Origin of the sequence: Phenylobacterium sp., assembly GCF_019636135.1 — a bacterium.
Taxonomy (GTDB): Bacteria; Pseudomonadota; Alphaproteobacteria; order Caulobacterales; family Caulobacteraceae; genus Phenylobacterium.
Window position 1 is genome coordinate 40047 of the sequence record NZ_JAHBYD010000029.1, and the last position, 13077, is coordinate 53123.

At 70.2% G+C, this 13077-nt stretch carries 16 protein-coding genes; 7 read left to right on the forward strand and 9 right to left on the reverse strand.

The window, feature by feature from the left end; genetic code table 11:
- Nucleotides 1-4: 4 nt before the first annotated feature.
- The 3 genes from KF737_RS18140 to KF737_RS18150 all read left to right on the forward strand — a co-directional run bounded on the left by KF737_RS18140 (nt 5) and on the right by KF737_RS18150 (nt 1084).
- Nucleotides 5-238 carry a BolA family protein gene (locus tag KF737_RS18140; protein WP_296458224.1) on the forward strand — a complete coding sequence of 78 codons (234 nt, stop codon included), beginning with the start codon at nt 5-7 and terminating at the stop codon, nt 236-238.
- Between the two features lie 80 nt (nt 239-318).
- Complete coding sequence (grxD, locus tag KF737_RS18145) at nt 319-663, forward strand: Grx4 family monothiol glutaredoxin (RefSeq protein ID WP_296458227.1); 345 nt, start codon at nt 319-321, stop codon at nt 661-663.
- Nucleotide 664: 1 nt separating this feature from the next.
- Nucleotides 665-1084 carry a thioesterase family protein gene (locus KF737_RS18150; RefSeq protein WP_296458230.1) on the forward strand — a complete coding sequence of 140 codons (420 nt, stop codon included), beginning with the start codon at nt 665-667 and terminating at the stop codon, nt 1082-1084.
- On the opposite strand, the gene KF737_RS18155 is transcribed toward KF737_RS18150, so the two are convergent.
- Entirely contained in the window at nt 1085-1456 is a 372-nt protein-coding gene (locus tag KF737_RS18155; protein WP_296458233.1) for a hypothetical protein, read from the reverse strand.
- 170 nt (nt 1457-1626) lie between these two features.
- On the opposite strand from KF737_RS18155, the gene KF737_RS18160 reads away from it, so the two are divergent.
- Complete coding sequence (locus KF737_RS18160; protein WP_296458235.1) at nt 1627-2067, forward strand: hypothetical protein; 441 nt, start codon at nt 1627-1629, stop codon at nt 2065-2067.
- A 142-nt stretch (nt 2068-2209) separates the two neighbouring features.
- Here KF737_RS18160 and rpsD read toward each other — a convergent pair whose 3' ends face one another.
- From rpsD to KF737_RS18185, 5 genes are all read right to left on the reverse strand, one after another.
- Nucleotides 2210-2827: a 30S ribosomal protein S4 gene (gene rpsD / locus KF737_RS18165; protein ID WP_293478045.1), complete on the reverse strand. Its 618-nt coding sequence runs from the start codon at nt 2825-2827 to the stop codon at nt 2210-2212.
- 239 nt (nt 2828-3066) lie between these two features.
- Nucleotides 3067-4389, reverse strand: coding sequence for a DUF1254 domain-containing protein (locus tag KF737_RS18170; protein WP_296458240.1), 1323 nt, complete (start codon nt 4387-4389; stop codon nt 3067-3069).
- A 47-nt stretch (nt 4390-4436) separates the two neighbouring features.
- Nucleotides 4437-5678: a DUF1254 domain-containing protein gene (locus tag KF737_RS18175; protein ID WP_296458243.1), complete on the reverse strand. Its 1242-nt coding sequence runs from the start codon at nt 5676-5678 to the stop codon at nt 4437-4439.
- Nucleotides 5675-6754 (reverse strand): nitronate monooxygenase, encoded by a 1080-nt coding sequence (locus KF737_RS18180; RefSeq protein WP_296458246.1) that lies wholly within the window; start codon nt 6752-6754, stop codon nt 5675-5677. The genes KF737_RS18175 and KF737_RS18180 overlap by 4 nt, the downstream gene beginning before the upstream one ends.
- A complete protein-coding gene (locus tag KF737_RS18185) occupies nt 6751-7530 on the reverse strand; it encodes an RNA methyltransferase (protein WP_296458248.1) in 780 nt (259 codons plus the stop codon). The genes KF737_RS18180 and KF737_RS18185 overlap by 4 nt, the downstream gene beginning before the upstream one ends.
- 28 nt (nt 7531-7558) lie before the next feature.
- Here KF737_RS18185 and bla point away from each other — a divergent pair, with 28 nt between their 5' ends.
- Together bla and KF737_RS18195 are read left to right on the forward strand one after the other, a co-directional pair.
- The gene (gene bla / locus KF737_RS18190) at nt 7559-8587 is read left to right on the forward strand and encodes a class A beta-lactamase (RefSeq protein WP_296458251.1); all 1029 of its coding nucleotides are present in this window, start codon (nt 7559-7561) and stop codon (nt 8585-8587) included.
- Nucleotides 8588-8671: 84 nt separating this feature from the next.
- The gene (locus KF737_RS18195) at nt 8672-9886 is read left to right on the forward strand and encodes an NADP-dependent isocitrate dehydrogenase (protein WP_296458254.1); all 1215 of its coding nucleotides are present in this window, start codon (nt 8672-8674) and stop codon (nt 9884-9886) included.
- Between the two features lie 51 nt (nt 9887-9937).
- Here the strand turns inward: KF737_RS18195 and KF737_RS18200 are convergent, their stop codons facing one another.
- Nucleotides 9938-10198: an aa3-type cytochrome c oxidase subunit IV gene (locus KF737_RS18200; protein ID WP_296458257.1), complete on the reverse strand. Its 261-nt coding sequence runs from the start codon at nt 10196-10198 to the stop codon at nt 9938-9940.
- Between the two features lie 121 nt (nt 10199-10319).
- Between KF737_RS18200 and KF737_RS18205 the strand changes: the two genes are divergently transcribed.
- Complete coding sequence (locus KF737_RS18205; protein WP_296458262.1) at nt 10320-10697, forward strand: VOC family protein; 378 nt, start codon at nt 10320-10322, stop codon at nt 10695-10697.
- A gap of 83 nt (nt 10698-10780) precedes the next feature.
- Here KF737_RS18205 and KF737_RS18210 read toward each other — a convergent pair whose 3' ends face one another.
- Both KF737_RS18210 and KF737_RS18215 read right to left on the reverse strand, forming a co-directional pair.
- Complete coding sequence (locus KF737_RS18210) at nt 10781-11953, reverse strand: serine hydrolase (RefSeq protein ID WP_296458265.1); 1173 nt, start codon at nt 11951-11953, stop codon at nt 10781-10783.
- 73 nt (nt 11954-12026) lie between these two features.
- Entirely contained in the window at nt 12027-12875 is an 849-nt protein-coding gene (locus KF737_RS18215) for an enoyl-CoA hydratase-related protein (RefSeq protein ID WP_296458268.1), read from the reverse strand.
- Between the last annotated feature and the right edge of the window lie 202 nt (nt 12876-13077).

Here is a 13077-nt window from a genome sequence, read left to right on the forward strand (position 1 = left end):
CCCCATGCCGATGTCCCAGCCCGACCTGGAAGCCGCGCTCCGCGAAGGCTTCCCCGACGCCACCATCGAGATCACCGACCTCGCGGGCGACGGTGACCACTACAAGGCCCGCATCGTCTCGGCGGCCTTCGCGGGCCTGCCGCGGGTGAAGCAGCACCAGCTCGTCTACGCCTCGCTCAAGGGCAGGATGGGCGGCGAACTGCATGCGCTCGCGCTCGAAACCTCCGCGCCGTCCTAGGACGGCGATTTGGCGCGCTTGACCCCGGGGATCGCCTTCCCCACCTTCAGGGCGACCGATTTTCGCCGAAAGGGCGACCCATGACCGACACCGCCACCGCCAACCCCGTCCACGACTGGATCGCCAGGTCCGTGGCCGAGCACCCCGTCGTCCTCTTCATGAAGGGCGAACCGGAACAGCCCCGCTGCGGCTTCTCGGCCGTGACGGTGCAGATCCTCGATCACCTGGGCGTGGAGTTCGTGGGCGTCGACGTGCTGCAGAGCGAGCCGCTGCGCGAAGGCATCAAGACCTTCTCCGACTGGCCGACCATCCCGCAGCTCTACGTGAAGGGCGAGTTCGTGGGCGGCTGCGACATCGTCCGCGAGATGTTCCAGTCGGGCGAACTCAAGGCCATGCTGGCGGACCAGGGCCTGATCGAAGCCTGACGTGACGAAGCTGCTCGAGCCGCCGGAAGGCCGCCAGGTCTTCCGCCTGACGTTCGAGCCCCAGCCTTCCGACATCGACGAGAACGGCCACGTCAACAACGTGGTCTACCTGCGCTGGGCGCAGGACATGGGCGTCGCCCACTGGCAGAGCCTCGCGCCCGCCGACGCCCGGGCCGCCTGGGTCTGGGTCGCGCTGCGCCACGAGATCGACTACCGCCGCGAGCTGAAGCTCGGCGAGACCGCCCAGGGCCGCACCTGGGTCGCCGAGGCCGCCAACGGGGCCCGCTTCGACCGCATGATCCGCATCGACGGCCCCGACGGCGCCATGTGCGCCCAGGTCGTCACCACCTGGGTCCTCGTCGAACAGTCCACCCGCCGTCCGCGCCGCGTGCCCGGGTGGATCACGGCGATGTTCGCCTGATCAGGCGCCCGGCCCGGTCCAGGCCGAGAGCGGGTTCAGCAGGAACACCTCGGTCCTGGGCGCCACGCCCAGCTCGGCCCAGGTGAAGGTGAGCTCCGTCCTGCCCATGGCGAACGACTTGCACGTGTCGATCCGCCTGCGCGCGAAGGCCAGCGTCGTCGCCCCGCCCCGCCGCTCCACATGGAACGCGAAGTCCGCCTTCGCCGTGCAGCCGTTGGACGCGACGCTGATGGTGATCGCCTCGCGCCCGGCGTCGGCCCGGTACACCGGCTCCAGCTCCGCCAGCGGCGCGTCCGCCGGCGCCACCCGCACGCCCGCGCCCGCACAGCCCGAAAGCGCCACGGCGGCCAGCATGAAGACGCGACGGTTCATCCGGCCAGTTCGCCACATGCGACGCCAATGCAAAAGGCCCCGCTGGCAGGGCGCATGGTGAGCTCTACGAACGACACACGCGCGTGGACCCGTTCTTCAAGTATGCAAGACTGCCACCGTGCTGTCGTCGTGGGTGGCGGCTATCTGAACGAAGCGATGGAGGAAGCGGGATGGCGGTGAAGGTCCGAGCCTTCGCGGAGTTCACCGCCGACTTTCCGGACGACACCATTTGGCCCGAAGACCCGGACGAGGAGCCCCTCCTCCTCGGAGGCAAGGCTCTTGCGGAGTGCATCGCCGAGAAGCTTCAACATCTCGGGTACGAGGTCGAGACACCCGAGCACAGTCCGCCCTACGGATGGCGCTTCGATGCCGCGGCAGGTCGTGGTCTGGTGACGATGCAGATCACGGATATGGACGACAGCTACACCCTTATCGGCATCGAGCGCACACCCGCTTTCACTCGGCTGTTCGATCGCCACGCATCCATCCTCGCCCAGCTTCTCAAGCGGCTACACCCAGAGCTGGTCGCAGATGGCCGGTTCCACAACATCAGATGGTACGATGGCTACCGCCGGAACAGCGGGAGCGCGGACGAGCCTGTATCGGAATAGCAAAAGGCCCCGGAGATGATCCGGGGCCCTTTCCAGGTTCCTCCCCATCGGGGAGGTGTCAGCGAAGCCGATGGGGTCCACTCCAACAGTGGAGGAAGCCTCTCACCGGCTTCGCAGGAGCTCCCCCGAAGGGGAGCAACACTTACGACGCGTAGAACTCGACCACGAGGTTCGGTTCCATCTTCACCGGGTACGGCACTTCCGACAGCTCGGGGGCGCGCACGAAGGTGGCGGCCATGCCCTTGTGGTCGACGGTGATGTACTCGGGCGTGTCGCGCTCGCTCGACTGGAGGGCTTCCAGCACCAGGGCCATGTTGCGCGAACGCTCACGGACCGACACGACGTCGCCCGGCTTCACGCGGTACGACGCGATGTTCACGCGCTTGCCGTTCACCAGCACGTGGCCGTGGTTGACGAACTGGCGGGCGGCGAACGGGGTCGGCACGAACTTGGCGCGGTAGACCACCGCGTCCAGGCGCGACTCCAGCAGCGCGATCAGGTTTTCCGAGGTGTTGCCCTTGCGGCTCGCGGCGTCCTTGTAGATGCGGACGAACTGCTTCTCGGTGATGTTGCCGTAGTAGCCCTTCAGCTTCTGCTTGGCGCGGAGCTGGAGGCCGAAGTCCGAGACCTTGGACTTGCGGCGCTGGCCGTGCTGGCCGGGGCCGTAGGCGCGGGTGTTGATCGGAGACTTCGGGCGACCCCAGACGTTTTCGCCCATCCGGCGGTCGAGCTTGTACTTGGCGCTATGGCGCTTGGACATATTCCACTCTCATTCGACGCGGGCCGGCATCCTCTCGGTGAGAATGCGATTTCAACGGCGGCCTTGCATCAATCCGTCATAGGTTCCCGGCCACGCGGGCTGGCCCGGCGGCGGGAAGGCGCGGTGTATGACGGCCGGGTGGCCCGGAGTCAAGGACACCGCTTGACGAGGTCGGCGCGAACCGAAGGTTTCATCCTCCATCTTCTCCCGGCCACGACGTCCAGAGAGTGAGATGCGCCTCAGCCCGCCTGGATCGCCGGGAGGCGGTAGCGGCCGTCCAGCAGGTCGGGCTTGGGCAGGTAGGCGCGGAAGCTGAGCGTGAACGGCCCCTCGGCCGGCGCCGGCAGCCAGTTGGACGAACGCTCCCCGCCCGGGTCGGCGCGGGCGATCCAGATGTCGAGCGAGCCGTCGGCGTTCTTCTTCAGCCCCGGCGTGCGGTCGCCGATGGAGAAGCGGCCGATGGCGTTCGGCACGAGGAAGAACTGCCCGTCCGGCGTCCCCTGGTACATGGTCAGCGACCAGAAGCCGTCCACCGCCGGCATCCTGTCGGCGTCGAAGTGCAGCCGGTAGGGCCCGGCGCCGGCGAACATCCGCCCGCGGTCGGCGACCGGGTTCATGTACATCGCCTCGGCCGGGGGCAGGGCCGCCAGGCCCGAGAGCGCCACCGCGGCGCGGAAGCCGTAGTCCTGGCCGTAGAAGCCGAGCGCCGCGCGCGGATAGTTCCAGCCCTGGACCCCGCTGCCGGCCCGCAGCGCCGCCAGCGAGGCGCGCGCCTCGGCGACGCCGGCCTCCACCTCGTTCATCGCCGCCGCGTCGAGGCGCTTCATGTCGAACACGCCCTTCGCCGTCAGCCCCAGCGGCGCGATGCGGGCGAAGAACGCGCCGTCCGTGGCGGGCGGCGGGTCCGACCCCAGGAGCCGCGCGACCGAGGCGAAGTATTCGGCGGCCGGCGCGCTGCGCAGCGCGTAGGCCGGCGGCGGGGCCGCGGCCGGGCCCTTCAGCCCCAGCGCGTCCTGCACCCTATGCACGGCGGCGAGATCGCCCGGCCCGTCGACCAGCGTGCGCACCAGCAGCCAGCCGTGCGGCGTGCTCAGCCGCACCACGTTCGGCCCCGAGCCCGCCTGCCCCGGCCCCACGATGGTGTAGGTCCCGCCCGCGACGCCGCTGGTGCGCGTGCCCAGGACGAAGTCGTTGTCGGTGTACATGCTCATCCCGGCCACCGAGATGTAGCGCTCGCCCGTCGGCGGGAGGGTCAGCGTCAGCGGCCCCTTCGTCAGGTCCATCCAGGCGCCGGAATAGAGCGTGTCGTTGTTGGGCGAGGTGACGCCGCGGCTCTTGTCCGTGGCCAACTGGCGGGTGTGGCGGAAGGCGTTCAGCCCGGCGCCGATGGTCCCGTCGCCCTTCAGCGCGCGGGCCCGCGTCGTCGCCATCTCGATCAGCGGCAGGCCATAGAGCCACGCCTCCCGCGCCGCCGCCTTGAGATCGCCCGCCGCCGCGAACGCCCGCGCCGCCGGCGCCGCCCCGATCACCGCCAGCAACGCCAGCGCCTCACGCCTGTTCAAGACTTCGCCTCCATCAGATCCGCCGCGACCCTACGTCGTGGCGGGCTTCAGGCAACCTCGACCGGAGGCATGCGGTAATAGCCCTGGAGCAACTCCGGCTTCGGCAGGTAGGCCCGCATGAAGAGCGCGAACGGCCCGGCCGGCGCCGGCAGCCAGTTGCCCTCGCGCTCGGCGCCGGGGCTCTCGTGGCCGATCCAGATGTCGAGCGAGCCGTCGGGATTGCAGGCGAGGCCCGGCGTGCGGTCGCCGATGGCGTAGCGGTTCAGCGGGTTGTCGGTGAAGAAGAACTGCCCGTCGTCCATCGCCTCGTAGAGGCTGAGCGACCAGAACGAGTCGACCGGCAGGTGCTGCCCCGCCGGGAAGTGCAGCCGCCAGCCCTGGGTCCCGTCGAACAGCTTCCGGGGGCCCGGCCCCTCGGCCTGCATGTACATGGCCTCTTCGGGCGGCAGGGCCGCCAGCCCGCCCAGCGCCACCGTCCCGCGCAGCGCATAGTCCTGGCCGAAGTCGCCCAGTCGCGCGGTCGGATAGGTCCAGCCCTCGCTGAAGGCCTCGCCGCCCAGCCCGCCGCCGCCGCGGACGGCCTTGCGCCCCTCGGCCAGCCCCGCCTCGATCTCCGCGACTTCGGCGGCGTCGAACCGTGCCGGATCGAAGCCCTCCAGCAGGCCCAGCGGCGCGATCTGGCGCAGCTTCCCGAGGTCGGTGACCGGCGGCGGATTGGCCGCCATCAGCGCCGCGACCGCCCCGAACAGCTCGCGCCAGTCCGCCGTCCGCGCCGCGTAGGGGCCCGGGCACGCCGCGTCCGGTCCCTGCAGCGAAATCCCCGCCTGCACCGCGCGCGCGGCCTCCAGGTCGTGCGGGCCCGCCACCAGGATCCGCGCCAGCGCCCAGACGTGGTTGGTCGGCGAACGGATCACGTTCGGCCCCTCGGCCGCCTCGCCCGGACCCACGAGCCGGAACGTGCCGCCGTCCGGCCCGGTCGTGCGCGTGCCCAGGATGGCGAAGTTGTTGGTGTAGGCGTCCATCAGCGCCAGCGAGAGATAGCGGTCCCCCGCCGCCGGCAATACGAACGTGACCGGCCCGGCCGCGAGGTCGATGTGCGCCGTCGAATAGAGCGTGTCGGTGTTCGGCGTCGTCACCGCCCGGTGGCGGTGGTTCGCCAGGTTGCGCACGTGGGTGATCGCGCCCATCGACTGGCCCAGCCCCATGCCGCGCTGGCGCGTGGTCGCCACCTCGATCAGCGGCAGCGCATAGACGAACGCCTCACGCGCCGCCGTCCGTAGGTCGCTCACTCAGGTCTCCCGGTCCTCGCCGCGAGGTCTGCGGCCGCTTTTCTTGCCTCGGCCCACCAGCGGCGGACCATCTCCCCCGCCGCGCCCGGCCGCGCGAGGCCGACGGCCTGGCCGGCCCAGAGCGACAGCATCTCCGGATCGTCGGCCTTGGCGGCGGCGGCGCGCAGCGGCTGGGTCAGCCGGTTCTGCACAGGATAGGCGGGGACCTGGCCTTGCACCCCATGCATCAGACGCATGAACCTGTTCTCGACGCCGCGGGCGTAGCGGCCGGTGAAGGCCCGCGTCAGCCGCGTCGCCTCGTCGCCGGCCTCGCTCACCGCGCGCTGCCACGGCTTCGACGTCGTCGCCTCGTCGGCCAGCAGGAAGGCCGTGCCCATCTGCGCCGCCGAGGCGCCCAGCGCCAGCACGGCGGCCACGCCCCGCCCGTCCATGATCCCGCCCGCCGCGATCACCGGCAGGTCGACCGCGGCCCGGATCGTCGTCACCAGCGCCATCGTGCCCACCAGGCTCGCGTCCAGCTCGGCCAGGAAGTGGCCGCGGTGCCCGCCCGCCTCGAACCCCTGCGCGCAGATCCCGTCGGCGCCCGCCTCGGCCCAGGCCCGCGCCTCCGCCACCGAGGTCGCCGTGCCGACCACATAGGTCCCCGCCGCCCGCAGCGCCGCCGCCTGGTCCCGCGTCAGGATGCCGAAGGTGAAGGACGCCACCGCGGGCGCCGCCGCCACGACCGCCGCAAGCTGCGCCTCGAAATCCGGCGCGTACTGGTTCGGCGTCTCCGGCGGCGCCTCGCCGAGTTCCGCGTACCAGGGCGCGAGCCGCTCGAGCGCGGCCTCCACCGTCGCCGCATCGGGCGAAACCCTGGGCGCCATCAGCAGGTTCACGCCGAACGGCCGGTCGCTGGCCGCCTTCATGGCCGCGATCGCCGCGGCGATGTCCGCCGGCGCCAGCGCGCCCGCCGCCAGCGTCCCCATCCCGCCCGCGGCGTTCACCGCCAGCGCCAGGCCGTCCAGCGAGGCGCCCACCATCGGCGCCTGGAGGATCGGGACCGGCAGGCCGTCCAGCAGGGCGCGCAGCGTCATGATCCCTCGCCTTTCTTCTTCGCGATCTTCTCCAGCACCTTGCCGCGGCCCCGCGAAAGCGCCGTCACGACGCCCCGCAGCGTGCGCACCTCCTGGTCGGTGAACCGCGCCTTCCCCAGCGCGGAGCGCAGGTTCTGGATCATGTTCGGCGTCTTCTCCGGCGGGTGGAAGAACCCCGCCGCGTCCAGCTCCCGCTCCAGGTGCTCGTAGAGGCCCAGCAGCGCCTCGCCGGTCGCCGGTTCCGACCGCTCCCGGAAGTTGGCCGGCGCGGCGTCCTGCTGCGCGGTGCGCCACTCATAGGCGTTGATCGCCACCGCCTGGCCGAGGTTCAGCGAGCGGAACCGCGGGTCGATCGGGATCGTCACCACCGCCTGGCAGAGCGCGATATCGGCCGTCTCCAGCCCGGCCCGCTCGCCGCCGAACAGCAGGCCCGTCTTCTGCCCCTGCCCCGCCGCTTCGGCCAGCTCCGCCGCCGCCGCCCGCGGCGTCAGCACCGGCAGGGTCAGCTCCCGCGGCCGCGCCGTGGTGGCGTAGACCACCTGCAGGTCGGCGATCGCCGCGGCCACGCTGTCGTAGACCCGCGCCGCGTTCAGCGGCCATTCGGCCCCCGAGGCCAGCGCCCAGGCCCGTTCCTGCGGCCAGCCGTCCCGCGGGTTGACGAGCCGCAGGTCCGAAAGCCCGAAATTGGCCATGACCCGCGCCGTGGCCCCGATATTCTCGGCGAGCTGCGTCGCGTTCAGGATGACGACGGGCGCTGGGAGGGACGCTTCGGACATGCCGCGTTTAGAGGAGTCCCGACCGCCGATGGCAAGCCTGGACCGCCGCGCCCTGCTGGCCGCCGCCCCCGCCGCCCTGCTGGCCGCCTGCGAGCCCCGGATGCGGACCACCGCCTCCACGACCCCCAAGATCGCCCTGGCCCAGATGACCGACGCCGTGGTCGCCATCGCCGAGCGGGCCAGGCCGGGCGTGCTGGGCGTCGGCCTCTCGAACCTGGAGAGCGGCCAGGTCTTCTTCTTCAACGGCGAGCGGCGCTTCCCCATGCAGAGCGTCTTCAAGCTGCCGCTGGCGGCGGCCGTGCTCGCCGAGGTCGACGCCGGGCGCGTGCTCCTGACCGAGCGCGTCTTCCTGCTCGAGCCGCAGCTTTCCGTTCCCTATTCGCCCATCGCCGCCGCCTGGCCCGGGCGGCGCGAATACACGGTCCGGGAGCTGCTCGACGCCGTGATCGTCGACAGCGACAACACCGCCGCCGACGTGCTGATGAAACGGATCGGCGGGCCCGGCGCCCTGATGGCCTGGCTCACCGCCCAGCGCGTCCCTGAGGTGCGCATCGACCGCTACGAGCGCGAGATCCAGACCGAGGCCAACGGCATGGCCTCGTACCGCCCGGCCTGGCGGACCGACGCCGCCTTCGCCGCCGCCCGCGAGGCCGTGCCCCCCGAACGCCGCGCCGCCGCCCACCGCGCCTACATGGCCGACCCGCGCGACACGGCCACGCCGCGCGGCATGATCGAGTTCCTGCAGAGGCTGGACAAGCAGGAGCTCGTCTCGCCCGCCTCGACCCGCACCCTGCTGCAGACCATGGCGCGCACGCCCCGCGGCGCGAACCGCATCCGCGCGGGCCTGCCGGCGAACGCCTTCCTGGCGCACCGGCCGGGCACGTCGGGCGTCGACCTCGGCGTCTCCCTGGCCCACAACGACGTCGGCATCTTCACCCTGCCCGACAAGCGTTCGTACGCGCTGGCGGTTTTCCTCTCCGGATCGACCCTGGACGACGCCGGCCGCGACCGCGTCATAGCCCAGGTTGCGGGCGCCGCCGTGAAAGCCGTGGGCTAGAGGCCGCCACGAGCCTTTGCGTCGGCGCTCCCGGTGGCTATACGAACCCCAAACAAGACGAACATCCCGGAGCGCCCGCCCCTCATGGCCAAGATCAAAGTCGCCAACCCCGTCGTGGACCTCGACGGGGACGAGATGACCCGGATCATCTGGAAGCTGATCAAGGACAAGCTCATCCACCCGTTCCTCGATCTGCAGATCGAGTACTACGACCTCGGGATGGAGAACCGCGACGCCACCGACGACCAGGTGACGGTCGACGCGGCCAACGCGATCAAGCGGTACGGCGTCGGCATCAAGTGCGCCACCATCACGCCCGACGAGGCCCGCGTGAAGGAGTTCGGCCTCAAGAAGATGTGGAAGTCGCCGAACGGCACGATCCGCAACATCCTGGACGGCGTCGTCTTCCGCGAGCCGATCATCTGCAAGAACGTGCCGCGCCTGATCCCCGGCTGGACCAAGCCGATCATCATCGGCCGCCATGCCTTCGGCGACCAGTACCGCGCCACCGACTTCGTGGTCCCGGGCCCCGGCAAGCTGACGGTCAAGTTCGAGGGCGCCGACGGCCAGGTGATCGAGCACGACGTCTACGACTTCAAGGGCGCCGGCGTCGCCATGGCGATGTACAACGTCGAGGCCTCGATCCGCGACTTCGCCAAGGCCTGCTTCAACTACGCGCTGGCCCGGAAGTACCCGCTCTACCTCTCCACGAAGAACACGATCCTCAAGGCCTACGACGGCCGCTTCAAGGACATCTTCGAGGAGATCTACCAGGCCGACTACATCGAGCGGTTCAAGGCCGCCGGCCTCGTCTACGAGCACCGCCTGATCGACGACATGGTGGCCAGCTCGCTGAAGTGGAACGGCGATTTCATCTGGGCCTGCAAGAACTACGACGGCGACGTGCAGTCCGACCAGGTCGCCCAGGGCTTCGGCTCGCTGGGCCTGATGACCTCGGTGCTGATCACGCCCGACGGCAAGATCATGGAGGCCGAAGCGGCGCACGGCACCGTCACGCGCCACTACCGCCAGCATCAGAAGGGCGAGAGCACCTCGACCAACTCGATCGCCTCGATCTTCGCCTGGACGCAAGGGCTGAAGCACCGCGCCAAGCTCGACGGCAACGCCGAGCTCGAGCACTTCTGCAACACGCTGGAGAAGGTCTGCGTGGCCACGGTCGAGTCGGGCTCGATGACCAAGGACCTGGCGCTGCTGGTCGGCGACACCCAGGGCTGGCTCACCACCGAGGGCTTCCTCGACAAGGTGGCCTCCAACCTGGAGAAGGCGCTGGCGGCGTAGGCCGCCCGCGCACCGCTCATCCCGGCGGACGCCGGGGCGACGCCATGAGGATCAGCGGCCTTCGACCCAGACGTCGAGCGGCTGCTTCTCCTCGTGCCGCACCAGCACGATGTAGCCGATGACGAAGGCCACGATCGCGACGAACGTCCCGCCCAGGAAGCCCGCGGGCGTCGCGAACCACAGGGTGAGCCACAGCATCAGGTCCCCGATCACCAGCATCGCCCAGCGCGTGAGGATGCTGAAGTAGTGGTAGGTCCGTTCGTGGGTCACGACGTCCATCGTCTGGTCGCCGAAGTGTTCCCGGGTCTCCATCGCGTGGCTCCCTAAAGACTGGCGTTCGCCGAGGGGACGCCTCTCGCCGCGCCTTGTCAATTCATGTTCTTGCTATGTTCGTTCTCACAGCTATGTTCCCGGGACCGGACAGGAGATGGACATGAGCATCGGATACGTGACCCTGGGCGCCGCCGACGTCGAGGCCGCCCTCCCATTCTACGACGCGGCCCTGGGCGCCCTCGGCTACGAGCGGGGCGAGCCCTCGGGCGGCTGGGCCTTCTACGGCCCGAAGGGCGGCAGCCCCTGCGTCGGCATCTGCAAGCCGCACGACGGCCAGGCGGCCCGCGCCGGCAACGGCGTCATGATCGCCTTTCGGGCCGCGTCGCAGGACGAGGTGCGCGCCGCCCACGCCGCGGCCCTGGCCGCCGGCGGCTCCGACGAGGGCGCCCCCGGCTTCCGCCCGCCCGAAGGCACGGAATTCTACGGCGCCTACTTCCGCGACCCCGTCGGCAACAAGTTCTGCGTCTACACGGCCTGACAGGCTCGAAGAGGGGACAGGGGACGGCGCTCACACGGCCCATCGGGATCAGGACGGGGACAGGTCATCCTGAACGCCGTCCCTCAAGCCTGCACGATCCTCCGCAGCGTGTCGATGCAGGCCCATCGTGGGTCGGGACCGCGAGAGGAATCCCACGCCATGTTGGTGCAGACGTAGGCGACCGCCATCCCTAGTCGCGGACAGGCGAAGCCCTGCCGGCCACCGGCCCCCGCATGCCCGAAGGAGGTCGGTCCCAGCATCTCCTGTCGAGCGGGATTCCAGATGTTGAAGCCCAGGCCGTAGCGCGCCGTTCGCGGCGTCCCGTCCGGGGCGTTCAGGCCCTTCGTCACATCCAGGGTCGCCCGGGCGATGGTGTCGTCTCGAAGTATCTGCGGCCCGTCGACCGGCCCGATGACAGCCGCGTAGAGCTTCGCCATGGAACGCGCATTGGTGATGCCGTTCGCGGCGGGCTGCTCCGACTGGTGCGCAGCCGGCGAGTTCAGGAAGTCGACGGGGGCGGGCGGGGCGTTGAGCGGCAACCTGAACTCCGGCGCGTAGCGCGCCTCGGCGTCCGAAGGAAGATGGCCGATCCACAGATCGAGATTCAGCCGCTTCGCGTATTCTTCCGCGATATGCATGCCGACGGTCCGGCCCGACGCCCTCCGAATGACCTCGCCGACCAGGAATCCGAACGTCACGGCGTGATACTGCACGGCCGAACCCGGCTTCCACGCCGGCTCCATCTGCTCCAGCACATGCACGCAACGATCCCAGTCCGCCATCTCGCGCCAGCCGATCCCGGACGCGGCCGGGAATGAGGGCAGTCCGGCGCGATGGGACAGCAGCCACGCAACGGTAGTCCCGCCCTTTCCCTTGGCGGCGAACTCGGGCCAGTAGCGCGTCACAGGCGCGTCGATGTCGATGACCCCCCGCTGGGCCAGGTCGTGTGCGACGATGGCTGTCCAGCCCTTGGTGCAGGACATGACCGTGGTGAGGCTCTCTGCGGTGAAGGGCTGTTTCTTCACCGGGTCCGTACCCGTCCACAGGTCGACGACCCGCCGACCATTCCTGTAGACGGCGAGCTGGGCGCCCCCGGGGTCGTCGGCATGCGAGCGCAGGAAGGCGTCGCGCACAGGCTCCAGGCCGCGCGCGACATCGCCCGTGATGTCCTCGGCATCGGGTCGCGACAACGTCGCACAGCCGGCCAGCGTGGCGGCGCCCCATCCGGCCAGGCCGATCAGATCGCGGCGGCGCATGTGCGTCCTTCCCTATCCTTGACCTGGCGGAGTCACGCCCCTGCCCCAACCCCGCCGCCTGCCCGCCGCCGGGTCACTCACGACCGTCGTCGAAGAGCTCCGCCGGGAAGTCCGAGTGGGCCGACAGACGCCAATTGGGCGACCGGCGTTCCTTGAAGGCATTGACGCCCTCCGCCGCATCCGTTTGGCGCACCGACCACCGGAAGATGCGATCCTGTACGGCGCGCGCCCTCGATCTGTCAGGCTCGTCCAGCAGCTTTCGGGCGGCCGTCTTGGTGAGGGCCGCGGCGATGGGCGCCACGTTCTCGGCGATCTCGTTCGCCATATCCATCGCCACTTGCAGCACCTGATCGCGAGGGACGGCCCGCACCACCAGCCCCAGCCGGCAGGCCTCGGCGCCGGTGAACTTCCGCCCCGTCAGGAGCAACTCCATGGCTGAGCCATAGCCGATCTGGCGCGGCAGACTCCACAGGAGGTCGCCGTCCGGTATCACCCCTCGCCGGTGGAAGACGAAGCCGATGATGGCGTCGTCCGCAGCAATGCGGATATCGGCGCCCATCGCCATGGTGATTCCCGCGCCTACGGCCGCTCCGTTGATGGCCGCTATGACGGGGGTGTGCAGGTCGCTGGGCCCCACGAGCCGCCTGTGCAGCTTCGCGATCTCTTCCCGGCGGCCGTTCGTCCAATTTGCGCCATCGGGTTGAAGCGCCGCCCCCGCGCAAAAGGCGTCCCCGGCGCCGGTGAGCACGATGGCGCGGACGGAGTCATCGCGGTCCAGGGCCTCGTAGGCGTTGCTGAGCTCCAGGGACATCTCCCAGTCCCAGGCATTCAGTTGCTCGGGCCGGTTCAAGGTCACGACGGCGACCGGGCCTTCGACGCCGACGTTGATCGACTCGAAACCGGGCAGTGAGCGGGCGTTCATCTGGTCTTCCCTCGCGCTACTGAGCCACCCTAGAAGCTGGCATAATATTGACGTTTTGTCAGTAGTACTATGGGCCGCACGTCAATTGCAAGCGGGCTCGGGCCGGGCAGCGCGCCCGATGGCGCAGTCGAAAAGCCGGCGCGGCCGGCGCATCGGCCGGGATCCCAGGGCGATCTCCATCCCCGGCGGCGTCGCGCGCTTC

Coding starts and splice junctions, on each gene's coding strand:
- KF737_RS18140 (WP_296458224.1), top strand. CDS start 5: ATGCCGATGTCCCAGCCCGACCTGGAAGCCGCGCTCCGCGAAGGCTTC.
- grxD (WP_296458227.1), top strand. CDS start 319: ATGACCGACACCGCCACCGCCAACCCCGTCCACGACTGGATCGCCAGG.
- KF737_RS18155 (WP_296458233.1), bottom strand. CDS start 1,456: ATGAACCGTCGCGTCTTCATGCTGGCCGCCGTGGCGCTTTCGGGCTGT.
- KF737_RS18160 (WP_296458235.1), top strand. CDS start 1,627: ATGGCGGTGAAGGTCCGAGCCTTCGCGGAGTTCACCGCCGACTTTCCG.
- rpsD (WP_293478045.1), bottom strand. CDS start 2,827: ATGTCCAAGCGCCATAGCGCCAAGTACAAGCTCGACCGCCGGATGGGC.
- KF737_RS18180 (WP_296458246.1), bottom strand. CDS start 6,754: ATGACGCTGCGCGCCCTGCTGGACGGCCTGCCGGTCCCGATCCTCCAG.
- KF737_RS18185 (WP_296458248.1), bottom strand. CDS start 7,530: ATGTCCGAAGCGTCCCTCCCAGCGCCCGTCGTCATCCTGAACGCGACG.
- bla (WP_296458251.1), top strand. CDS start 7,559: ATGGCAAGCCTGGACCGCCGCGCCCTGCTGGCCGCCGCCCCCGCCGCC.
- KF737_RS18195 (WP_296458254.1), top strand. CDS start 8,672: ATGGCCAAGATCAAAGTCGCCAACCCCGTCGTGGACCTCGACGGGGAC.
- KF737_RS18200 (WP_296458257.1), bottom strand. CDS start 10,198: ATGGAGACCCGGGAACACTTCGGCGACCAGACGATGGACGTCGTGACC.
- KF737_RS18205 (WP_296458262.1), top strand. CDS start 10,320: ATGAGCATCGGATACGTGACCCTGGGCGCCGCCGACGTCGAGGCCGCC.
- KF737_RS18210 (WP_296458265.1), bottom strand. CDS start 11,953: ATGCGCCGCCGCGATCTGATCGGCCTGGCCGGATGGGGCGCCGCCACG.
- KF737_RS18215 (WP_296458268.1), bottom strand. CDS start 12,875: ATGAACGCCCGCTCACTGCCCGGTTTCGAGTCGATCAACGTCGGCGTC.